We start from the raw sequence: 22,743 nt of genomic DNA, 5'->3' as shown, positions 1-22,743 counted from the left end.
TTTTACTTATTTTCTTAATGCCGTTTTTGACCAGTAAGACCGCTTTTTCGCAGAAAAATTATGTCCTGAAATCTCCTGATGGAAATATGAGCGTAAACATTAGCTGTGGTAACACTTTAGGCTATTCGATTACGCGCAAACAAAATGAAATTATAGCTTTTTCGCCAATAGGCATGGAAATGGAAAATGATCAGCTGGGTGGTGGTGATATTCCGGGTAAAACATTGGAACAAAAAACCGCTCGTTATAATTCTTTAACGTTAAAGTTTGGCAAACGTTACGATGTGGTTTTCAGGTTATACAACGAAGGGTTTGCTTACCGTTTTCTTACGCATCTAAAAGATTCGGTTAAAGTAATTAACGAAACCGCTACTTTTAATGTAAGGCCGGATGCTGCTGCAGTACTGCAGGAAACCGACAATTATACTACCTGGGAAGGTGTTTACACTAAATCGGATGCAGTTGAAAGCATTGCAGTGGGAAAGAGGGCTACTACACCTGCACTTTTTGCTTATCAAGACGGTACAAAAGTTATTGTGGCCGAATCAGATCTTTTCGACTATCCGGGAATGTATGTGAAAAAAGAGAAAGCAGGCTTTGTTGGCGAATGGGCACAGTTGCCATCGCTTACCGTACCGGGTAGCTGGGGCAATTTTGTATCGGTGGTGAAACAACGTTTTCCTTTTATTGCCAAAACAAGCGGTGAGCGGAGTTATCCCTGGCGTATTGCCATTATCGCTACAGATGATAAACAGCTACTAACCAATCGTTTGGTTACTGAGCTGGCTACGCCATCAAAAATTAAGGATACGCAATGGATCAAACCTGGGAAAGCCGCCTGGGAGTGGTGGCACGATGCCCTATTGCCGGGTGCTCCGATTCCATCGGGAATGGATAACCGGAATACCGCCCTTTATAACTATTATGTTGATTTTGCTGCAAAATACAAACTGGAGTATTTAATGGTAGATGCAGGTTGGTCTAACAATTACGATCTTACCCAGGTTAATCCTAAAAATGATATTAAAGCGGTTATTGCCAATGCGAAATCGAAAAATGTAGGGGTGTTTTTGTGGTGTGTGGCCACTACCTTACTTAAAAACCTGGATAAAAACCTCGATTTTGTGCAATCGCTGGGGGCCGCAGGTTTAAAAGTAGATTTTATTGACCGCGACGACCAGGAAGCCATTAAATGGTTTGAAATTATTGCCAAAGCAGCGGCCAAAAGGAAACTGATGATCAATTTTCACGGTTGCAGTAAACCCACCGGACTGGAAAAAACTTATCCGAACATTGTGAATTATGAAGCCGTAAGGGGTGCCGAATCCGATAAATGGGATTACACCATTAATCCCGATCTGCAGCTGCTTACGCCTTTTATCCGCATGCTGGCAGGTCCGTTTGATTATACACCAGGGGCAATGCGCAACAAAACCAAAGAAACTTTTAAACCCATTGATCAGGGCTTGCCTTCAGGGCAAGGCACACGCTGCCACGAACTGGCCATGTATGTAATCTACCGCCAACCCCTGGCCATGTTATCCGATTCGCCAAGTGCTTATATGAAAGAAGATACCGTGATGCGTTATTTATCGGCAGTGCCAACAGTTTACGACGAAGAAAAAGTACTCTCGGCTAAATTGGGTGAGGAAGTAGTAATGGCCAAAAGGAAAGGCAAAACCTGGTATGTTGGCGGTATGGGCAATTGGAATGAACATCAGGTAAATGTCGATTTTTCTTTCCTGCCACCAGGACATTTCCAGGCCGAAATTTATAGTGATGCGCCAAATGCCAATACCGATGCAAGCGCCTACAGCTACAAAACCATCACCGTGAACCCAAAAACCGTACTGCCCCTCAATATGGCAAAGGGTGGCGGTTTTGTAATAGTTATCCATCCTTAATTAAAATTTTTTTATCCACAGAACCTAAATGATATGAAATTATCGGTTACTTTATTTTCGGGCCTGATGTTATGTTTGCTGGAAGTAAAATCACAAACGCTTATTCCCATAGAAACCAAACAGAATGCCATGGTGCTACAGGTAGATACCAAAACCAATGTTAAAATGGTGTACTATGGGCCAAAACTTGCTTCGCAAAGCGATTATGCCAATATATTAACCGCATACAAACAAGGGAGCGATTATACCGGCGTAAATGATGAGGCCTATACCACTTCCGGTACCAGGAATTTATTCGAACCGGCCATTTCAGTTACCCATGCCGATGGCAATAATTCCCTTGACCTGCATTATGTTGGTCACAGTGTAAAAAAAGAATCTGACAATGTTGCCATCACCAGTATGGTATTAAAAGACCCGGTATATAACCTCGAAACTACCCTTTACTATAAAGTTTATTACAATGAAAATGTGGTAGAGCAATGGACCGAGATCAGAAATAACGGGAAGGGTAATGTAACCCTGCATAAATTTGCTTCTGCCAACCTGTATTTAAGGGGAGGATCCTTTTTCTTAACCCAGTACCATGGCGATTGGGCGAAAGAAATGCAACCCGAAGAAAGTAAAATTACCCACGGGATCAAAACACTCGATTCGAAATTGGGTACGCGTGCAAACCTGTTCCAGCCTCCCGTATTTATGGTATCGATGGATAAACCAGCCACAGAAAACGAGGGCACGGTACTTTATGGCACACTGGCCTATAGCGGCAACTTCCGTACCGATCTGGAGCTGGATCAGCTGGATAATTTGAGGATCATTTCAGGCATTAATAATTATGTATCTGATTATAGCTTAAAGCCAGCTGAGGTCTTTCGCACGCCTTCTTTTCTCACCACTTTATCAAGTAGCGGTAAAGGTACTGCAAGCAGAAACCTGCAATCGTGGGCACGCAATTACCGTTTACTGGATGGCAAAGGCACCAGGTTAACTTTGCTGAACAACTGGGAAGCCACTTATTTCGATTTCGACGAGCATAAACTATCCGGATTGATAAAAGATACCAAAAAGCTCGGGGTTGATATGTTTTTGCTTGATGATGGCTGGTTTGCAAACAAATATCCCCGTAACGGTGATGTGGCCGGCTTGGGTGATTGGGAAGAAAACAAAAAGAAACTACCTAACGGGATTGCCTCATTGGTGAAAGAAGCCAAAAACAACGATGTAAAATTCGGGATCTGGATTGAACCCGAAATGGTGAATCCTAAAAGTGAGCTTTACGAAAAACATCCTGATTGGGTGGTTAAACAAGCCAAAAGGGAAGAATTTTATTTCCGTAATCAACTGGTGCTCGATTTAACCAACCCGAAAGTACAGGATTTTGTTTTCGGCGTGGTAGATGATCTATTTACCAAAAACCCTGAGCTGGCCTACATTAAATGGGACTGTAACGCGGTAATTTACAATGCGCATTCGGTAAGCCTTAAAAACCAGTCGCATTTTTATATCGAATATGTACGCGGATTGTACAAAGTGCTTGAGCGCATCAGAAAGAAATACCCGGCGGTGCCGATGATGTTATGCTCTGGAGGTGGCGGAAGGGTTGATTATGGAGCCTTACAATACTTCACTGAGTTTTGGCCAAGCGATAATACCGATCCTTTAGAGCGCATCTTTATGCAATGGGAGTATTCTTACTTCTATCCAGCAATCTCCAGCTCCAACCATGTTACCGACTGGGGCAAACAGCCAATTAAGTTCCGTACAGATGTAGCCATGATGGGGAAGATGGGCTTTGATATTGTGGTTGGTCATCTGTCTGCAGGAGATTTGGCCTTTTGCCAGGAGGCTATTAAAACCTATAACCAGGTTAAACCGGTGATCTGGCAGGGCGACCAGTATAGGCTTTCCAATCCGAGGGAAAGCAGCGTAGCCTCAATGCTTTACCTTAGTGAAGATAAAAAAAACGGCATCGTTTTCAACTACTTGGTTAGCAACCGCTATGGTGAGGGCAGTAAATTGCCGATCAGGTTTAATGGCCTGGATCCCGCTAAAAATTATAAGCTATCAGAGATTAATGTATATCCGGGCGTTAAATCATCAATAGACAGTACGAAAAGTTATACTGGAGATTTTCTGATGAAAATTGGCTTTAACCCCGATGTAAACCAGAACAGGACGAGTGTGGTTCTGAAAATTGAAGCACAGTAAGTTGTTTTTAACGCATCCAGCCATGCGGTGAGGTAGAAATATCATTACATTGTACCTTAAGACCTTGTTGGTCTTAAGGTTTTTTTGCTTAAGTGCACCAGCTCGACCGTTGCCTGCTCATCGCTCAGTTACTTTAAATAAGAGGTCTGCGATGACATGTTTTCCAGCCATCGACCGGGAAGATGTTTTATCTGCTTTTATAATGCGGTAGCTGTAGAAATAATCCATTTTTAAGGATAACCGCCAGCCGCCTGAACATAGGTAGGGTTATGCTCTTCTCGGTGTTGGAAGGCAAACTGATGTGGTGAAAAAACATTAAACAAAGGTGTAAAGGACAAATATTCTTCGATTACAGCATTGGGATTTGTTGACCTGGAGCATTATTTTTTTACTTTTAATACGATAAGGTTGGTTAAAAATCTGAGCGGAATGGTATGATCATATTCTCCATTTTATTGCGCTAATAATCCATTAAATAGCTTGCCTGGCATATTGGATGCTTAGAATCGGATAACTAGTTTTGAACATCAGCTTGATATCGAATCTGCTAACCAAATAAAACGAATAATGGACAATCAAAAAGTTGCTTACAATAACGCTTATATCCTGGGAATATCTTTTATATCCGCATTGGGTGGATACCTTTTCGGTTTCGACTTTGCTGTAATTTCTGGTGCTTTACCCTTTTTACGAACCGAATTTGCCCTTAATGCTTATTGGGAGGGTTTCTTAACAGGCTCTTTGGCGCTAGGATGTATCGTGGGCTGCCTGATAGCGGGTAATATTGCAGATAGTAAGGGCCGCAAACCGGGATTAATGCTTGCCGCATTAATATTTGCGGCATCCTCTATCGGAATGGCGCTCGCTCATCATCTCACTGTTTTTATCCTGATGCGTTTTGCAGCAGGTGTAGGTGTAGGTATGGCTTCTATGTTAAGCCCGATGTATATTGCCGAAGTTTCGCCACCCGAAAAACGCGGCAGGAATGTGGCAATTAACCAGCTTACCGTCGTTATCGGGATTTTAGTTACCAATTTAATTAATTATAAACTGGCCGATTATGGTGTAAATGCCTGGCGGTGGATGTTCGGTTTAGGTACCGTGCCGGCTGCATTGTTTCTGTTAGGCGTTTTATGGCTACCAGAAAGCCCGCGTTGGCTGATCAAGTCAGGGAGAATAGACCAGGCTAAAAAAGTGCTGAACAAAATCGGCAATTCATATTTTGTAGCGCAAACTTTTGCCAAAATCAGTACTTCAATGGATGGTGGTGAAGAAAAGCAGAGTTACCGGGCTGTTTTTGCAAAAGCCATCCGTCCGGCTGTAGTGGTGGGTATTACTTTAGCCGTTTTTCAGCAATTATGCGGTATCAATGTGGTGTTTAACTATACTTCAACCATTTTCGAAGCGGTTGGTGCAAATTTAGACAGGCAACTTTTCGAAACTGTAGCCATCGGCATTGTGAACCTGGTATTTACCATTATTGCCATGTGGCAGGTTGATAAGCTTGGCCGCAGGCCATTAATGCTCATCGGCTCGTTAGGCCTATCGGTATTGTACATTATCTTAGCCTTCTTATTGCAAAGTAATGCCCAGGCCAACCTGATTTCGGTTTTCGTATTGCTGGCCATTGCTACTTATGCCACCTCACTGGCCCCGGTTACCTGGGTATTGATCTCAGAAATTTTCCCGAACAGTATCAGGGGTAAAGCTTCATCCGTGGCCATTGTGGCCCTGTGGAGTGCCTATTTCGTACTGGTGTTCACCTTCCCGATTTTAGCCAAATGGCTCGGTGCATTCGGCCCTTTTTACCTGTACGCTGTAATCTGTTTGGCGGGATTCTTTTTTGTAAAACGCAAGGTGAGAGAAACCAAAGGGCAGACTTTAGAAGAACTGGAAACCAGTTTAATAGGACATTAAACCTCTCCTGATTAAATACCCTTATAAATACCTATTAACATTATAAAATGCTCATTCAAAAATATGAAAGTTAAAGTTTGGACAGAAGCTGTTATTATCCCAACCTACGAAGTTGGACTGCCGGAAAAAAATCCGGTATTTATTGAAAAAAGAGTTTACCAGGGCAGCAGTGGGGCTGTTTATCCTTACCCTGTGATCGAGAAAATTGCCGATGAGAAAGTTGATAAATCCTACCAGGCTGTTTACCTGGAGAATGCTTTTGTGAAGATCATGATCCTGCCTGAACTGGGCGGAAGGGTTCAGATGGCTTTTGATAAGACGAAAAACCGGCATTTTATCTACTATAACCAGGTAATCAAACCGGCTTTGGTGGGGTTAACCGGTCCGTGGATTTCAGGTGGTATCGAATTTAACTGGCCACAACACCATCGTCCTTCTACTTTCGATCCGGTTGATTCCCTGTTCGAAGAAAACGAAGATGGCAGCGCAACCGTTTGGTGTAGCGAGGTAGAAAGGATGTTCCGTACAAAAGGAACCATTGGCTTTACGCTATACCCCGATAAAAATTACCTTGAAATTAAAGGGCAGCTGTATAACAGAACACCTTTTCCACAAACATTTTTATGGTGGGCAAACCCTGCGGTTAAGGTAAATGATGATTACCAGTCTGTTTTTCCACCTGATGTGAATGCGGTTTTCGATCATGGCAAACGCGATGTGTCTTCTTTCCCGATTGCCAAAGGAACCTATTACAAAGTAGATTATTCGCCCGGTACTGATATTTCGCGTTATAAAAATATCCCGGTGCCAACTTCTTATATGGCGGTTTCGTCTAAATACAATTTTGTGGGTGGATATGAAAACGATAGTAAAGGCGGATTACTTCATGTAGCGAATCACCACATTTCACCGGGTAAAAAGCAGTGGACCTGGGGCAATGGCGATTTCGGGCAGGCCTGGGACCGTAACCTTACCGACGAGGACGGGCCATATATCGAACTGATGTGTGGTGTTTATACCGATAACCAACCCGATTTTTCTTGGATCATGCCGGGCGAATATAAGGATTTTGTGCAGTATTATATTCCTTATCGCGATTTGGGAGTGGTGAAAAATGCGACCAAAAATGCCATGCTTAATATGGAACAGGCCGACGGAAAACTGACCGTAAAGGTGTATACTACCGGACTTTATCCCAATACCAGGATTTTACTAAAAGATGGCGACCGCGAATTGTTAAACGACGGCTACGATGCAGCACCAACCGTATCTTATGAAAAAGAAATCGATTTTGAAGGAAATCCTGAAGCATTGCACATCAGTGTTACCGATGAAAAAGGCAATGTTTTGGTGGATTGGAAATGGGAGGGCGAAAATGAAACCGGTATTCCTGAAGCAGCAAAACCTGCAAAGGCCCCTGCAGATATCGAAAACAACGAGCAACTTTTCTTAACCGGCCTGCATCTGGAGCAATACCGGCATGCCATTTACAATCCTTTAGATTATTACCTGGAAGCTTTAAGTAGGGATGATGGCGATACCAGGTGCAACAATGCTGTGGGCCTTTTAAAATTAAGAAGTGCTAAGTTCGCCGAATCGGAAGCCTTCTTTAAAAAGGCAGTTAAAACGCTTACTGCGCGCAACCCGAACCCTTATGATGGCGAACCTTATTTTAACCTCGGCTTATCGTTAAAGTTTCAGGATAAATTTGAAGAAGCTTATGATGCTTTTTATAAATCGATCTGGAATGCAGCTCAGCAAAATCAAGGTTATTTCCATATTGCACAGCTTGATGTGATCAAAGGTGACCTGGAAAGCGCTTTGACCCATATTGAAAAATCAATTTCCAAAAATACCCACGATGAAAAGGCACTGCACTTGCAGGTGGTGATTTTACGCAAACTGGGCAAAACCCAAAAAGCACAGGCTGCAATTGATGGATTTTTGGAAAACGATCGCTTCAATTTTGGTATCCGCTTCGAGAAATATCTTTTATCTGAGAAACCATCCGATTTAACCGAGGTACATGCTTTGATCAGGGGAAACATTCATACTTACATCGAATATGCACTTGATTATGCCGCTGCAGGTTTATATCATGAGGCTATTCTATTGTTAAATTCCGGTATCGGGCAGCAAAAAGATGTTTATCCATTGGCTTATTATTACCTGGCTTTGTTTTACAGTAAAAATGGAAACGAAAAACTTGCAAAAAGCACTTTACACCAGGCCGCTGCTGCCCATCCAGGCTATTGTTTCCCGAATCAGATCGAAGCTGTTATCGCCTTAGAACAGGCCATATTGCAAAACCCTGAAGATGCGAAGGCACCTTATTACCTGGGCAATTTCTGGTATGCTTTTAAACATTACAACGAAGCCATCAGCTGTTGGGAGAAATCGATTGCGATCGATCCGGATTTCCCAACCGTTCAGCGAAACCTGGCTTTAGCTTATTACAATAAAACAGATAAGCATGAACAGGCAGTGGCATGGCTTGAAAGCGCATTTGAACTGGATAAAAGTGATGCGCGCATTTTAATGGAGCTCGATCAGTTATATAAAAGGGTGAATAAAGACCTCGGTTTCAGGTTTAATTTCCTTCATGAAAACAAAAATATGGTTGCCGGCAGGGATGATGTTTATCTGGAGTACGTCACCCTGCTGAATCTTGAGGGTAAGCATGAGGAAGCCCTTGAATTATTGAAAAACAGGATTTTCCATCCGTGGGAGGGAGGTGAAGGTAAAGTAGCTATCCAATACGTTAGTGCTTTGGTAGAACTTGCCAAACGGGCCATAGGTAACGGAAATTACGAGCTAGCGGTAAGCTACCTTGACAGTGCGCAGCAATATCCGTATAACCTGGCTGAAGGTAAACTAACCGGAGCCCAGGAAAATGATATTTTTTACTGGCTGGGGCTTGCCCTTGAAAAACTTGGCGATAGTGTGAAGGCCAAAACCTATTGGGAAAAAGCTGCTACTGGTTTAAGCGAACCCGCTGCCGCTATTTTTTACAATGACCAGCAACCCGATAAGATTTTTTACCAGGGGCTTGCGCTTCTTAAATTAGGCAGGAAGGCCGAGGCAGATCTGCGTTTTGAAAAACTGATTGCTTATGCTATCCATCACCTCAACGATCAGGTGAGTATTGATTATTTTGCGGTTTCATTACCGGATTTAACTATTTGGGAAGACAATCTCGACAAACGCAATAAAATCCACTGTTTATACATGAAGGGACTTGGGCATCTGGGATTAAATCAGATCAATAACGCCAATGAATCATTTGAGCAGGTATTGACAATGGAAAAAGGCCATCTCGGAGTTGTTATTCATCAAAAACTGCTGGAAATGGCTCAGGTAAGTTAAGCGAACAGCCTTTCAGTATTTTTTAGAGCAGACTTTGCAATCCTCTAACTTTAGCCAATACCAGGATTAACCGGGGGCTTCAAAAATCAAAAAGCACCACCTGATTTAAAGTGGTGCTTTTTACTGATTTTTATCAGGGGTGGTGGTTCTTGGGGTGTTTTCAAATCTGCGGTCTGTCTTTCCCCGGGGCTTTTCTATAAACTCAAAGCACTTTTTTAGCATGTCCGGGTCATTCTCTTTGATGGCTTTTTAAAAGGTTTTGGTCAATTCCTGGTTGGTGCTTTTGGGTGTGCTGCTAGAGCTCTTTTTTGTATTTGGCGCCGGCTTTTCTGAACATGTCGTGGTATTTTTTGTAGGTTGATTCAAAAGCAGATCCTTTGGCACGCAGGAGGTTGTCATCAATGTAATCGAGCAGGGTCATCCCATCGCTGCTGTCTATTTTGTTCAGGTCCAGTTTCCATTTGATGGCGTCTTGAAGAAAATCTTCAAACTTATCGGCTACAGCGTATTTGAGTAGGTTTCCGTCTCTGACATCGAAGGTGCTGGCGTTGCATGAGGTGTATCCGGTCTGCTGATAGATATTCCACATTTTGGAGATTTTTTCTGCGATGGTCTCGGGGCTGTCTTTTAAGGTGTCTACTTTGGCGGCGAGGTAGAAGCGCTGCTGGTAGAGGTATTTGAATCTTTTGTCTTGCTGGTCCGCGGCGGTCCAGTCGCCCACGATGAGGCAGATGTGCTGCATTTGTTTGAGGTTGTATTCGGGGAAGAGTGTTTGCAACAGGTTGTGGGCTGCGCTGGTCTTGAGGGCTGCTTTCTGGCTGAGGAATTGGGCGATGCGGGGATCCTGCTTGGTCTGGGCGCTTGTGGTGTGGGCGAAGAGCAGCGTTAGGATGACCAGAGTGATTTGGTGGATGGATTTCATGGTTTAAAAATAGGGAAAAATTGGTTTGATTGTTTGGATTGGAATTCAGTCATGTAGTTTTTGCTAAAGCTGCCGTTTTCCTGGCCGGAAAACGGCAGCTTTTCTTGAAGTAATAATATTCCGCTTTATCCCTTAGTTACCATACGTAAAAGCAACTCTTGGTGCAATTTCAACATAAGCGTTATCCTTAAAATAAGCCACAAAGTAGGAACCCGCAGGACTATTGGCAGGCAATGTTAATGTTGTGCTTCCGGTTGCAAGTCCGTTCGTATATTTCCATGCGCTGGCATAATTACTGGTGCCGGGTACTTTGCCGTTTTGATAAATGCCTACCCAAGCTTGCGAATCGGTAGAGCCGTTGGCAAAATTTACCGTAATGGTTTCCCCGGTTGAATAGGTAGTTTTGTTTAGGGTTAAACTGGGTACAACTGTTGTAATTGAAAAGGTGGTAATCAGCCCTTTATGATCAGAAGGCCATGTGCCTGTAGGGATAATAAAAGGGTTGGTATAAGTAGCATCTTCGTAACCCTGTCCACGTACTATAGAACCTGATGGCCCAAATACAACAGATTCATCAACGCTTACCCTGTTGCTGTTATCGGCATAATATAGATAATCAATCCGATCTCTTTCATCGGCATCGGGTGCCCAAACAAGCGATGATAAAGTTGCGCTGGTATTGAAAGCTGCCCAGGTAAAGCCGGGAGCCAACACCGGATTTGGATTTTTAACCCGGTACGAATCTTTAAATCCTTTAGCATATAAGGCTACACTTCCTTGCCAAGGTATAATCGTACCATGATGATCGAATAAGTTTTTTTGCGCATCAACCCAGTCTAAATGAGAAGGTTCATTAAAATCTCCACCTAATATTACAATTCTTCCGCTATCTCTTTCCAACTTGGCATCGTTAATAAAAGCAGTAATTTGCTCATCTCTGCTCGATTGTAAGTTGGAAGCCAAAACGGCATTTACGTCGGTTATGGGTTGACTTATCTTTTGAAAGCTGTTGCCATCATAACCCCTCGGCAGGTAACAGGCATAATTCAGATAATCTAAATGTGCCGAATAAACCGCGACCTGAGTATTCACATTAAGCTTTATAATGATTTTATCAAATGCATTTCCATATATAGATGCTTTGAACGAAGCAATTGGATATTTAGATACAATGCCCACATTATCATCCTTAAAGGAGTAAAAAGTAAGTCCTTTTGCTTGCAATGCCGTAACAATCCTGGCACTAAAATTTGTATTGCTATAATTACGTACTTCACTTAAGGTAATCACATCAGCCCCTGATTGCACAATGGCATCCACAATGCCGTTAAAGCCTCCTGTTACTTTCGTACCCTCTTGCCAAACGTTTAATTGTAGAACTTTTAGCTTAATTGGGGTTGAAGTGTTAGTAACTCCTAATGTTTGTGGTTTAAATGAGGCGGTATGGTTTGATGATGTTAGGGGATGATCTTTCTTGCAGCTCATAAAAAGAAAACTGAACAAGATAATGGCCAGATAATTATTTTTCATAATTTTTGTGGATTAATATATCCCAGGAACACGGTAGCCGGGCACCTGGGATATCATTATGATAAGATGGCTAGATTAAGGTAATGTGGTTAAATTAACGCTTGGTGCAGTACCGGTAGCTGTCCGGGTAAAAGTGGTGCCGTAAGTGGTGTAAGTAGCAAAGAAACCGCCATTTTTTAAGTAGAAATTATTGCCTGTTACGCCGCCCTGGTAATCCATACGCTGTTCTGCCGAGGCGGTAGCATCATAAGTAAATCTAGCCCCAGTAACCTCTGTCCAGCTTCCTGTACTTGTTTTATACCATTGGTTGCCATAGTTGCAGCTTCTTTGCAGATAGCCTTGGTCTGGGTTGAAGTTTTCTATAAATGAATACATGCCCGTTAAATAAGCGGTTGTATTTGGGCGTTTCCATTGTGCTATAATTTTCCATGCGCCATTTTCTGGTGCATAAAACCATGCCGTGTAATCAGAGCCACCGGTACCATCGGGTTTGCCTTGTAATAAGAATTTATAGGTGGTGCCTGCTACCCAGTTAAATAACAGATATGATTGTCCGCCGGTACCCTCGCCTCCGAAACCATTGCTGGTGATGTCGGTTCCTTTTCTAACCAGGGTGGTGGAGCCTGTTGATGGATCCCATACCGAGAATAGCACTCTTCTTTCGGTTGCCGAATTAACCTGCATGCCGAAATAACCGCCGTCAAAACCATCGGCCATAAAGTAAGAACCAATTTTATCTTGTCCACTGGGCACAGTAAGTTCACTATAAAACCATTCTGTGCTTGATGGTACAGTATAGCCTAAGTGACACGAGGGGCCTCTTCTCGACCAGTAATAGTCGGCTACAGTATTGGCATATTGTACACCTGAAGCAACAGTTGGTCCGCTGATTACCAGATCAGAAATATCGCCAAAGTAACTTCCCGTTTTGCTGACACCCTGTATATCTACCCTAACATAACCTGCTGCGGCGATGTTTACGGTGCCAATTGTAGTGATGGTGGCGCTTGTGCCTGTAATTGTTTTATTAAATACAGTTCCGTTAATGGTTACTTTAATATTACTGCTTCCTGAAGGTACGGTGCCTTTTACAGCAACGGTTAAACTTCCGGTAAGCCCTAAACGGAACCAAACACTGGTAATGGTATTTGTTGATGTCCAATTGTGCAAACCACTGTCGTTAATTAATCCACCGGTACCAGCGGTATAGCCGTTGCCACCTAAACCTACATTTAGCGAAGAGCCGCCCAAGCTTTCGGTAGTTGCAATGCTGCTTTTAATTTTTGCGGCTTCTATTTCTTGTAATGTCTCTGTTTTTTTACAAGACGAAAAGGCAAGTAACAATAAAATACTGACCACGAAAGAAGTTGTTTTTTTCATTTTTTTTGGAATTTGGTTGATATTAGGGTTGTTAGTGATTGTTTGCACACGATCCGATCATCTTGTTGTAACAAGAGATAGTTTTTCTTTGACCTGGCCTCATTCTTCAACAGTAAACTACTTGCCTTACTTTGGCTGATCTTATTGCTATACTTAGCCCCAATCCAAAACTTCGATATTAACGCATATAAAACAGATCTATTAGCGATAACTGGTTTCAAGTTACTGACTAACAATTAGAAAAAGATCAAGTTTGTCAACGCAAACGTTTGTCTGTTAATCTGCATTTTTTGCGCTATATTGTAGTTGCCGTGCAAAATTTATAAGGCTTGTAGTTGTAGATAGAAAGTATTTTAGTAGAAATGTTCCATTGTATAAATAATCTTTTCAAACTACCTAGTTAGTAGTTGGTTAAGGAGTTTTTTAGCATGTTATTTGAGCTCACACAAACGTTTGTGTGGAGAAATCTATTGCTACTGTCAGCGCCTTCTCGTTTATTGACAACGCATCAGGATCGCAGAATTATGTCTTCGCAAATCCCCGCGTGATTCATGTTATTAATAAAAATGATAAAGAACCAATTACATCAAAAAACTAAGTCAGAATTTGTTCGAAGTAATTTCATGATTTAATTATTAAGTAAAATGGAGAAGCTGTACCAAGTGAATGATACAGCTTCCTATCGTAAAAGATAGCTTTATAAACGTAAGAAGGCACTTCGTGGCCAATTCGTGAACCTTTCAAGCTCAAAGCAGCTACAGTGAAAGCACATATGGTAGCCCTTCAAATGGTTTTTGATTGCCTACCTGTAATAATCTATTCTCTGCTGGTCAGATTTAGGGAGGATATGATGTTTAGTTATTTGTCGGCTTCACTGCGATTAGTATTTAAATGAGCTGACAATGGCTGCTGAATTTTGTAGTAGTCTGTTTGATTTAATAGAAATCATCTATAAAATCATTCAAAAATACTTATTGTAGCGCCAGAAGAGGCTTTTAAGATTTTATTTGCCGATACAAAACTTCGTAAATATATTCTCCAGCAAATCATCAGTAGTAACGGTACCGGTAATTTCGCCGAGGTAATGCAGGGCCTGTTTAATATCCATGGCTAAAAAATCGGAAGTGACCGGATTATCTACATTGGCTAAAACCCTTTGAAGTGCATGCTCGGTTTGTTTTAAAGCCTCTACATGGCGGATATTGGTAACCAACGTTTCGCTCGTATTAATGTGGTGCAGGTTTACCTGCTCCAGTAAAGTGTTTTTTAACTCATCGATACCCTGTTTCTCTTTGGCTGAAATAAATACCACAGCTAAGGCTTCTAAAGCTTTGCGCTGGGCAGGGCTAAGAAGTTCGGCCTTATTAACCAAAATTAAATAAGGGATACCCAGTTGCGCTAAACCACTAATTTGTTCTTCAATTTCGGCCACGCTTTGGTTGGCATCGGCCATGTAGATGATCAGTTTAGCCTGTTTCATTTTCTCTAAGGTACGTTCTACGCCCAGGGCTTCGATAATATCGGCGGTATCGCGTATGCCCGCTGTATCAATAAAGCGAAAAACCACGCCACCTATGGTGAGTTCATCCTCAATGGTATCGCGTGTGGTTCCGGCAATATCAGAAACGATGGCCCTCTCTTCGTTCAGGAGGGCGTTTAGCAGGGTAGATTTGCCCACATTGGGTTTGCCGGCAATAACAATGGGAACTCCGTTTTTAATTACATTTCCCATTTCGAAAGAGGAGATTAAGCGCTGTAAAACGTAATTGATCTTGTTCACCAGGTTTTTGAGCTGCTCGCGGTTGGCAAACTCTACATCTTCTTCTGCAAAATCGAGTTCGAGCTCGATCATGGAGGCAAAATGGATCAACTGTTCGCGTAAACCTTTTAATTCGTTGGCAAAACCGCCGCGCATCTGTTGCATGGCCACATCATGCGAGGCTTTGGAGTTGGAGGCAATTAGATCGGCAACGGCTTCTGCCTGGCTGAGATCGAAAGCGCCGTTTAAAAAGGCACGCAGGGTAAACTCGCCGGGTTTGGCTGCACGGGCACCTTTGCCGATTAACAGGTTAATAATCTGCTGGATAATGTAATTGGAGCCATGGCAGGAAATTTCTACCACGTTTTCTTTAGTGTACGATTTTGGGGCAACAAATAAACCGGCTACCACTTCATCAACAATATGATCGCCATCTTTAATGAGGCCAAAATGTAAAGTATGCGAGGCCTGCTTTTCTAAATCCTTCCCTGCAAATACGGCATTGGTAAGCGAAATAGCCTCCGGGCCAGATAAACGGATGACGCCAATGGCGCCAGACCCCGAAGGGGTAGATAAAGCAATAATGGTATCCTGATTGTTCATGTGCGGTATTAAAGCTGCAAAAATAAGGCTAATATGCGGGGTTATGGTGTAAGGGAAGTAATTTTTTTCTGGTTTGTTGCTTCATTGGTCATTAGTTCATTGGTCATTAGTCATTGGTTTATTGGTCATTAGTTCATTGTTCATTAGTTTATTGGTTCATTGGTCATTAGTTTATTGGTCATTAGTTTGTTGGTTCATTGGTCATTAGTTCATTGGTCATTAGTCATTGGTTTATTAGTTTATTGGTTATTAGTTTGTTGGTTCATTGGTCATTAGTTCATTGGTTCATTGGTCATTAGTTCATTGGTTCATTGGTCATTAGTTTATTGGTTCATCGGTCATTAGTTCATTGTTCATTAGTTCATTAGTGAGTGGTTTGGTGGCCCATAGTCAGGCGTAGATTGCCAGTTGCAGTTGCTAATCATCAATTGTTCTGTTCGGGTTGCTACTGTATGTCTTCGTATTGTACAATAAATTATTCTTCGATATAACCCACGGCTGGGAAACCTGACTATAGACGCTGGACATTGAACTCCTGACTTCGGACCCCGGACCAAAAAAAACAAAACTTTTTTACAAGAACGCTGTTTAAATTTCAAAATCAGAATAAGCTATTTATGACGAACAATTTACCGCTCACCGTTAAGCGATCGATAGAGTTATTGGGACTGCTGGCCATTGTGGCTGTTATGGTAATCGGGCGCGACATTATCATGCCGATATTGATGGCTTTTTTCATCAGCATTATGCTGTTACCGGTGTACCGCTTTTTAAAAAGAAAAAGAGTTCCCGAATCGTTAGCTATTATCTTACCCATTTTACTGGTGGCGCTTTTTGTTGCGTTGATTATTTGGTTTTTTTCGAACCAGATTGGCATTTTGGTTAAAGATTTTCCACAGATAAAAGCCAATGTAACCCAGCACATTAATTCGTTAAGCGATTGGATAAGCCGCATTACGCATTACAACGATAAACAGCAAAAAGCGTTTATCCAGGCTAAAAGCGACGATCTGATGAACATGGGCACCTCGCTTGCCGGAGGCGCTGCCCTTACCCTGAGCGGCATTTTTGTGTTTATCGGTTTGTTGCCCATTTACATTTACCTGATGCTTTTTTATAAAGACATTTTACTGCGCTTTATTTTTATGTGGTTTAAAGCAGACGATCACCCGAAAGTGAAAGAAGCGATTTACGAAACCGAATCGATTATTAAAAGCTATTTGATCGGGCTGTTAATCCAGATCACTTATATGACCATTTTACTCGGCGGAATATTGATGCTGGTTGGTATAAAACATGCCCTTTTGATCGGGGTAATTTTTGCCATCTTAAACCTGATTCCTTACGTGGGTGCCTTAATCGGTAACGTGATAGGGGTGTTGCTTACGCTTACCTCTTCGCAGGAATTATGGCCAGTTATTACCGTTTTAGGGGTAATTGCATTTGTTCAGTTTTTGGATAATAACATCCTGATGCCGCGTATTGTGGGTTCTAAGGTTAAAATTAATGCCTTATTTGCCATTCTTGGGGTATTTATTGGCGGTAGCATAGCTGGGGTTTCGGGCATGTTCCTGGCGCTGCCTATTGTGGCGGTATTAAAAATTATTTTCGACCGTACCGAATCATTTAAGCAATGGGGGGTATTACTTGGTGACGAACGCCCGGCTAAAAGCCCCATGACTTTTCCCACTTTTAGGAAAAAAAAACCGGTGGCTACCCGGTCGGGAATACAACAGAAATAGGTATTGAGGAAGAAAAATGAGGCTTGTTCCGCACTAATTAGCAAATAGCTGCCGGAAAGCATTGAGGTATAGGTTCTCCCCGCAGTTTTAAGACAATAAGAGAGAGCTAAGGCAACCGGTGTACTTTAAGCTTGAACGGTGATCTTATTTTCAGGGATTTTAGCTGGTAGGCAATTTCAGTTCCACGTTTCGACCAAGGGTTTTAAACTTAACCCCATTATCTTGTTCAACCGTGATGGTGATATGGCCTGTTTTACTCATGTGTATATCACTTACCTTACCCTGCTTGCCTTTATGTGTTCCTTTAACCACCAGACAGTAATCGCCATCTTTTAAATTTGTTGTTTCCATTTTAATTACATGTTAGTAAGGATGTATTTTGGAATAACGTAACTGATTTAATATCAACTGATTTAAACGGTGTTTAATAGTAAGAAGTATTGAGGTTGCTGTTCTGCTTTTCTGCTGCCTCAATAGGAGCATAATCAGACAGGATAAGCGCTTCTCCTTTTTTAACGCATACATCATGTTCGAAATGTACGGACAAGCTGCCATCGGCGGTTCTGATCGCCCACCCGTCATCATCCAGAAAAACATCTTTTTTACCCATGTTGATCATGGGTTCTATGGCCAGCACCAGGTTTTCCCTTAACAGTAAACCATTCCCTTTTCTTCCATAATTTGGCACCTGCGGATCCTCGTGCATCTCTTTACCTAAACCATGGCCTACGAGGTCTCTCACTACGCCATAACCCTGTTTCTCGTTATGATTTTGGATAGCTGCACCGATATCGCCTATGCGTTTACCCACAACAGCTTCTTTAATTCCAAGAAAAAGCGATTCTTTAGTGGTTTTTACCAGGTTTAATACCGCTGGCGGTACCTCGCCTATAACAAAGGTATAGGCATGATCGCCATGGAAACCATTTTTAATCGTACCCACATCTACCGAGATAATGTCGCCATCTTTCAATTCGTCTTTAGAAGGGAAGCCATGCACCACCACATCGTTTACCGAGGTAATAATATGAAACGGAAAGCCATTGTATTGGTAAAAAGAAGGTACGGCGCCGTTATCGAGTATAAATTCGTTGGCTAGTTTATCAATCTCGAGGGTGGTAATGCCCGGCTTTAATACTTTAGCTACTTCGGCAAGGGTATTGCTCACCAGCAGGGCACTGATCTGCATCAGTTCTACTTCTTCGTTGGTTTTGTATAAAATCATTACTGCAAAGGTAGCAAAAGAAGCGAAAGTGGAAAAAGACGACGGAATTGAATAATAGAACAACTGAATGTTTGTGGCTAAATTAAGAGCATAACCGGTAATCGAGTGCTAAAACTTTATTTCTGATTCTACTCAGGGTTTCCAGGCGCATACCAAGGTAGCTGGCCAGGTATCGTTGCGGTATTCTGGTAATATCCAAGCCGCTTTCCTGTAATTTACGGTACCTGCTCATTGCTTTGGGTATCCTGGCCAGGATTGATCTTTCTGATGCTGCATAATAATGAAGTGCCAACAACTTTCTGCCAATGAAGTTAGCCTCCGGATAGTTGGTATACATTAAATCGATAAAGGTATATGGAATGCAGATGAGTTGGCATTCTTCCAGGGCCTGAAGATACTCTATAGAACTACTATGCTGCTGATCGGGATGACGTATGGCGCCTATTAATTCATTTCCAAAGCTAAACCAGGTACTGATGTCTTTTTTACCATCGCGCACAAAACCACGTACGAGACCGTTTACTAAAAAATACTGCGATGAATTACTGTCTATTGGTGAAAGAATATGTTTATTCTTTTTAACGTGGATGAGCTTACAGGATTTTTCAAATTCGGCCTTGAAGGCTTCAGATAATGGATAGAATTGCGCAATATAATCAAAAAGCGGGCGCAAAAATGATGTTGAATAAGACATAATTAAAGCTTGTTTAGATTTTTGAAAATGGATTAAAGCATACTCATTTGGAAACACCATAATCATATGATGATCTGAAACCAAAAGTACCTGGTATTTCAGTATTTGATGAAATACAGAGCAGTTGTGACCTCTAACGATACGATCGTTAGACTAAAAAATGGCTATAAACAGGTTAACGGCTTAATTATTCTGCAAAATAGGCGGTTGGCATTAGGCCTGTTTCTTTTTTAAATGCATTATAAAATGTAGCGAGGTTTTTAAAGCCAGCTTCGGAGGCCATGGCTTCGATGGTTATTTTATCTGATTTTAGGGGGTATTGTTTTAAAAAATGATCAATCCGGTAACTGTTTATCCAATCGCGGAAATTTTTGCCGATATGTTTGTTAATGACGAAGGAGCAATGGTGTATAGGGATGTTGAGCTTTGCTGCCAGATCGATAATCTGAAAGTTGTGAAGCAGATAAAGTTGTTCCCGTTCCATTATTTCTTTCATCGCAAAGGCATAGTCAGACAGTTGTGCATCTAAAAGATTAATTTTTTTGACTGCTGTAATTGCAGGTTTTGGATCTTTTTCTGATAAGGAAAGTAAGTGGGCATCAGTTTCCGGTTGCTTGGTTTCTAATTTCTTAGTTACAGGCCTTTTAGTCCAGTCTACAGCGACCAGCAAATAGCCATAAAAAATATAAGGCTTATGGAGTGCATACAATAAAATGACTAATAACGCTAAACAGTTAAGCACAATAAACGAAGCGTTTATATATGGAATGTGTAAGCTTCTTAAAATAATAGGCATCAAACTAAATAACTGGAAAAAGGTGGCAATGCGAAGAAAAAAGATGATCCATTTTCTGCCTTCACTATCAAGTATCTGTTGTGGCTTTTTTTTTAGACGGAGTACGGCAAGCCAGGTAAGGCATAAATATCCAAATACAAGCACTGGCCTAAATAAATAATGAAAATACGGAGGAAACAGGCCACTTTTTGCTTTTAGCGAGAAGTAACCGTTTTCGGCTAATTGGCTTCCTATTAAATTCCAATCGAGTGTTGTAGAGAAATGCCATGGTATAACGTGGATAATGGCTAACAGGGCAGGTACAAAATGAAGCCATTCTATTTTTTGCAAATTTTTACGATCTTGAAGAAAACCTGTTATGTAGAGGTAAAAGCAGGCTGGAGTAGCATAATAAAACGGAGTAAAAGTTTGATTAAAAAAGGCTAAAGCATAAGGTTGACCCGATTTAAATAGCAATGATGTTAAAATCTGGCCAAAACGGGCAAAAAATATAACCGAAAGCAGAATGTTAAGCAGTTTATTCCCTCTTTTTGCAAAAAAAAGATGCATAGAAAATAAAAGTAAGAATAAACAACTGGTGCTAACAAGAAGGTTCAAAGACTGCATATTTCCAACCAAGATAAAATATAATTGTTAAATTAAATTCCCTTCACTTTAAAATATTTTATTATAAAATGTGCCATTTGCAAAATGTTAAAAGTGAGGTAGCTTATCAAAAATAAGATTAGTACTGCAGGTGGCTGCCCTTATATTTTATTGGCTTTTTATACTATCTGCACTAATGATTTGCCTTAAACGTTTGTTTAATTTATAAAAAGCAATAGTTTTGCGGCCCGTTTATTGCTAACGGAAAGGAATATTATTTAATTAATGGATGTTTAACATCCTATAAAAGAAAAATTATGGACAAATTTAAAAAAGTGCAAGATGTGATCGCTTCTGTTGAAGCAGACGTAACTAAATTTTATGAAGGCGGTAATGCTGCTGCAGGTACACGTGTACGTAAAGCCATGCAAGACCTGAAAGTTTTGGCTCAGGAAATCAGAGCGGAAATAACCGATAAAAAAAACAGCGCTAAATAATTTGTTTTCGCTTTAAACCAGAAGGCCCGCAGGTGATGTGGGCCTTCTTTTGTTTGGGGCAACACATCTGTTCACCTTTGGCTGCTTAATGATCTTGCTTTCGGTACCCTAAGCTAATTTTTTTCGGTTAAGCTTTTTGCTTACATTCGTAACAGGCTTTAGGGCTACAGATACGGTTAAAGTAATTAGTTATGAATCTCAAAACGTTGGTGCTTTTGTTGGGTACAGTTTCTACTGCACTGATTAGCGGACTCTTTTATGCTTATTCCTGTTCTGTGATGCCGGGCCTTGCGCGCCTTTCTGATCTTTCTTTTTTGCAAGCCATGCAATCAATCAACCGGGCTATTTTAAATCCGCTTTTTTTTATTTCTTTTATGGGCACACTGATTATATTACCCATAAGCGTTTGGTTTTTTAAAGAGCAACCTGCGGTGTTTTACCTGCTTTTGGCGGCATGCTTAGTATACTTCGGCGCAGTGTTTCTGGTTACCCTAATGGGTAATGTACCCCTTAATAACCTGCTGGATGGGGCAGATCTGGGTAAACTTGATGAAAGCGGGCTCCGTTCATTACGCGAAAAATTTGAGCCAGGCTGGAATTTATACCATCGGATCAGAACCATAGCTTCTTTTATTTGCATAATACTGGTAGCCTATGCTGCAATATTGAGCCGCAATACCTAAACTCATTTCTTATACCCGGCAAGCCGTTTTGATGCCCGGTAGGGTATCCAATCAACCTATACCATCCAGCATCATTTATTTGTTTTTACGTAAAAAGAGGCACTTTCGCTTAACAGGTGGTTTGGTAGCCAACTCAGGTGGTTGATTTGCAGATTTTTTTTGATCAAAAAAACCGTAAAAGTGGAGTGCTTTCTGTTTTATAGTATAAAATATAGCAATTTGATGCAAAAAAGTTACAAATTCTAAAATATTAGTAAGATAACTGCCGGGGTAGAGCCATGAAACCGGTTGTATTTGTATTATCTTTGTGTGATCTCTATGCGTGTTTACGGTTCATATTCTGACAGCGAATTAGCATACTTGTTAACTCAAGGTGATGAGTTGGCTTTTACCGAAATTTACAACCGCTTTTACGGATTGCTTTTTGTTCATGCCAGCAAACGCCTAAACGATGAGGAGGAAGCGAAAGACGTATTACACCAATTGTTCGAATCGCTTTGGGTTAAACGTTTACAGGTAGCACCTGATGGTAACTTATCTGCCTATTTGTATACGGCGGTACGTAATCGTGTGCTTGATGTGTTTGCGCATCAAAAAGTAGAGAGCCGTTACGTGGATTCTTTGCAGGATTATATCGATCAGGACCACGTACTAACGGATTATCGGGTACGCGAAAAGCAGATGGCGCGTTTAATTGAACAGGAAATTGATGCTTTGCCGCCCAAAATGCGCGAAATTTTTATTTTAAGCCGCAGGGAGAATAAATCGCACAAAGAAATTGCGGTAGCATTAGGCCTATCTGAGTTAACGGTTAAAACCCAGGTTAAAAAAGCCCTGCGAATTCTTAAATCGCGGCTGGGTTTGGTTATTTATGTGGTTTTCCTATTTAAAAATTACCGCTAAACCCTTGTTGCTGCGCTTAGCTAAAG

Annotated in this window: 16 protein-coding genes; 8 read left to right on the top strand and 8 right to left on the bottom strand. The window is 41.4% G+C overall.

Annotated elements, in window-relative coordinates:
* Nucleotides 1-26 precede the first annotated feature (26 nt).
* The 4 genes from GGQ60_RS05995 to GGQ60_RS05980 all read left to right on the top strand — a co-directional run bounded on the left by GGQ60_RS05995 (nucleotide 27) and on the right by GGQ60_RS05980 (nucleotide 9,398).
* Complete coding sequence (locus tag GGQ60_RS05995; protein WP_183760839.1) at nucleotides 27-1,904, top strand: glycoside hydrolase family 97 protein; 1,878 nt, start codon at nucleotides 27-29, stop codon at nucleotides 1,902-1,904.
* Nucleotides 1,905-1,937: 33 nt separating this feature from the next.
* Nucleotides 1,938-4,115, top strand: a complete 2,178-nt coding sequence (locus GGQ60_RS05990; protein ID WP_183760836.1) for an alpha-galactosidase — start codon at nucleotides 1,938-1,940, stop codon at nucleotides 4,113-4,115.
* 510 nt (nucleotides 4,116-4,625) lie between these two features.
* On the top strand, nucleotides 4,626-6,032 hold the full coding sequence (locus tag GGQ60_RS05985) for a sugar porter family MFS transporter (protein WP_308421186.1): 1,407 nt from the start codon (nucleotides 4,626-4,628) through the stop codon (nucleotides 6,030-6,032).
* Between the two features lie 63 nt (nucleotides 6,033-6,095).
* Complete coding sequence (locus GGQ60_RS05980; protein WP_183760831.1) at nucleotides 6,096-9,398, top strand: DUF5107 domain-containing protein; 3,303 nt, start codon at nucleotides 6,096-6,098, stop codon at nucleotides 9,396-9,398.
* Between the two features lie 295 nt (nucleotides 9,399-9,693).
* Here the strand turns inward: GGQ60_RS05980 and GGQ60_RS05975 are convergent, their stop codons facing one another.
* From GGQ60_RS05975 to mnmE, 4 genes are all read right to left on the bottom strand, one after another.
* Nucleotides 9,694-10,320: a hypothetical protein gene (locus GGQ60_RS05975; RefSeq protein WP_183760829.1), complete on the bottom strand. Its 627-nt coding sequence runs from the start codon at nucleotides 10,318-10,320 to the stop codon at nucleotides 9,694-9,696.
* Between the two features lie 132 nt (nucleotides 10,321-10,452).
* Nucleotides 10,453-11,850: an endonuclease/exonuclease/phosphatase family protein gene (locus tag GGQ60_RS05970; protein WP_183760827.1), complete on the bottom strand. Its 1,398-nt coding sequence runs from the start codon at nucleotides 11,848-11,850 to the stop codon at nucleotides 10,453-10,455.
* 75 nt (nucleotides 11,851-11,925) lie between these two features.
* The gene (locus GGQ60_RS05965; RefSeq protein ID WP_183760824.1) at nucleotides 11,926-13,230 is read right to left on the bottom strand and encodes a DUF3472 domain-containing protein; all 1,305 of its coding nucleotides are present in this window, start codon (nucleotides 13,228-13,230) and stop codon (nucleotides 11,926-11,928) included.
* 1,003 nt (nucleotides 13,231-14,233) lie between these two features.
* Nucleotides 14,234-15,592, bottom strand: a complete 1,359-nt coding sequence (gene mnmE / locus GGQ60_RS05960; protein ID WP_183760821.1) for a tRNA uridine-5-carboxymethylaminomethyl(34) synthesis GTPase MnmE — start codon at nucleotides 15,590-15,592, stop codon at nucleotides 14,234-14,236.
* 617 nt (nucleotides 15,593-16,209) lie between these two features.
* On the opposite strand from mnmE, the gene GGQ60_RS05955 reads away from it, so the two are divergent.
* Nucleotides 16,210-17,334, top strand: coding sequence for an AI-2E family transporter (locus GGQ60_RS05955; protein ID WP_183760818.1), 1,125 nt, complete (start codon nucleotides 16,210-16,212; stop codon nucleotides 17,332-17,334).
* A 159-nt stretch (nucleotides 17,335-17,493) separates the two neighbouring features.
* Here the strand turns inward: GGQ60_RS05955 and GGQ60_RS05950 are convergent, their stop codons facing one another.
* From GGQ60_RS05950 to GGQ60_RS05935, 4 genes are all read right to left on the bottom strand, one after another.
* Complete coding sequence (locus GGQ60_RS05950; protein ID WP_183760816.1) at nucleotides 17,494-17,685, bottom strand: KOW motif-containing protein; 192 nt, start codon at nucleotides 17,683-17,685, stop codon at nucleotides 17,494-17,496.
* A 73-nt stretch (nucleotides 17,686-17,758) separates the two neighbouring features.
* Nucleotides 17,759-18,559, bottom strand: a complete 801-nt coding sequence (map, locus tag GGQ60_RS05945) for a type I methionyl aminopeptidase (RefSeq protein WP_183760814.1) — start codon at nucleotides 18,557-18,559, stop codon at nucleotides 17,759-17,761.
* An 82-nt stretch (nucleotides 18,560-18,641) separates the two neighbouring features.
* A complete protein-coding gene (locus tag GGQ60_RS05940; RefSeq protein ID WP_183760812.1) occupies nucleotides 18,642-19,253 on the bottom strand; it encodes a Crp/Fnr family transcriptional regulator in 612 nt (203 codons plus the stop codon).
* A 187-nt stretch (nucleotides 19,254-19,440) separates the two neighbouring features.
* Complete coding sequence (locus tag GGQ60_RS05935) at nucleotides 19,441-20,598, bottom strand: helix-turn-helix domain-containing protein (protein WP_183760810.1); 1,158 nt, start codon at nucleotides 20,596-20,598, stop codon at nucleotides 19,441-19,443.
* Nucleotides 20,599-20,951: 353 nt separating this feature from the next.
* Here GGQ60_RS05935 and GGQ60_RS05930 point away from each other — a divergent pair, with 353 nt between their 5' ends.
* The 3 genes from GGQ60_RS05930 (at nucleotide 20,952) to GGQ60_RS05920 (ending at nucleotide 22,717) form a co-directional block, all read left to right on the top strand.
* Entirely contained in the window at nucleotides 20,952-21,131 is a 180-nt protein-coding gene (locus GGQ60_RS05930; RefSeq protein WP_183760808.1) for a BF3379 family histone-like protein, read from the top strand.
* Between the two features lie 191 nt (nucleotides 21,132-21,322).
* On the top strand, nucleotides 21,323-21,814 hold the full coding sequence (locus GGQ60_RS05925; RefSeq protein ID WP_183760806.1) for an anthrone oxygenase family protein: 492 nt from the start codon (nucleotides 21,323-21,325) through the stop codon (nucleotides 21,812-21,814).
* 318 nt (nucleotides 21,815-22,132) lie between these two features.
* Nucleotides 22,133-22,717: an RNA polymerase sigma factor gene (locus tag GGQ60_RS05920; RefSeq protein ID WP_183761314.1), complete on the top strand. Its 585-nt coding sequence runs from the start codon at nucleotides 22,133-22,135 to the stop codon at nucleotides 22,715-22,717.
* The last annotated feature ends 26 nt before the right edge of the window (nucleotides 22,718-22,743 follow it).

The organism is Pedobacter zeae (assembly GCF_014196715.1).
Taxonomy (GTDB): domain Bacteria; phylum Bacteroidota; class Bacteroidia; order Sphingobacteriales; family Sphingobacteriaceae; genus Pedobacter; species Pedobacter zeae.
Note: the sequence above shows the minus strand (reverse complement) of the source record. Positions and strands in the feature narration are given on the sequence as shown.

Excerpts from the sequence above, each read along its gene's own strand:
- GGQ60_RS05965 (WP_183760824.1), bottom strand. The coding sequence starts at position 13,230 with ATGAAAAAAACAACTTCTTTCGTGGTCAGTATTTTATTGTTACTTGCC.
- GGQ60_RS05940 (WP_183760812.1), bottom strand. The coding sequence starts at position 19,253 with ATGTCTTATTCAACATCATTTTTGCGCCCGCTTTTTGATTATATTGCG.
- GGQ60_RS05980 (WP_183760831.1), top strand. The coding sequence starts at position 6,096 with ATGAAAGTTAAAGTTTGGACAGAAGCTGTTATTATCCCAACCTACGAA.
- GGQ60_RS05930 (WP_183760808.1), top strand. The coding sequence starts at position 20,952 with ATGGACAAATTTAAAAAAGTGCAAGATGTGATCGCTTCTGTTGAAGCA.
- GGQ60_RS05975 (WP_183760829.1), bottom strand. The coding sequence starts at position 10,320 with ATGAAATCCATCCACCAAATCACTCTGGTCATCCTAACGCTGCTCTTC.
- mnmE (WP_183760821.1), bottom strand. The coding sequence starts at position 15,592 with ATGAACAATCAGGATACCATTATTGCTTTATCTACCCCTTCGGGGTCT.
- GGQ60_RS05955 (WP_183760818.1), top strand. The coding sequence starts at position 16,210 with ATGACGAACAATTTACCGCTCACCGTTAAGCGATCGATAGAGTTATTG.
- GGQ60_RS05950 (WP_183760816.1), bottom strand. The coding sequence starts at position 17,685 with ATGGAAACAACAAATTTAAAAGATGGCGATTACTGTCTGGTGGTTAAA.
- GGQ60_RS05920 (WP_183761314.1), top strand. The coding sequence starts at position 22,133 with ATGCGTGTTTACGGTTCATATTCTGACAGCGAATTAGCATACTTGTTA.
- GGQ60_RS05925 (WP_183760806.1), top strand. The coding sequence starts at position 21,323 with ATGAATCTCAAAACGTTGGTGCTTTTGTTGGGTACAGTTTCTACTGCA.
- GGQ60_RS05935 (WP_183760810.1), bottom strand. The coding sequence starts at position 20,598 with ATGCATCTTTTTTTTGCAAAAAGAGGGAATAAACTGCTTAACATTCTG.
- map (WP_183760814.1), bottom strand. The coding sequence starts at position 18,559 with ATGATTTTATACAAAACCAACGAAGAAGTAGAACTGATGCAGATCAGT.
- GGQ60_RS05970 (WP_183760827.1), bottom strand. The coding sequence starts at position 11,850 with ATGAAAAATAATTATCTGGCCATTATCTTGTTCAGTTTTCTTTTTATG.
- GGQ60_RS05990 (WP_183760836.1), top strand. The coding sequence starts at position 1,938 with ATGAAATTATCGGTTACTTTATTTTCGGGCCTGATGTTATGTTTGCTG.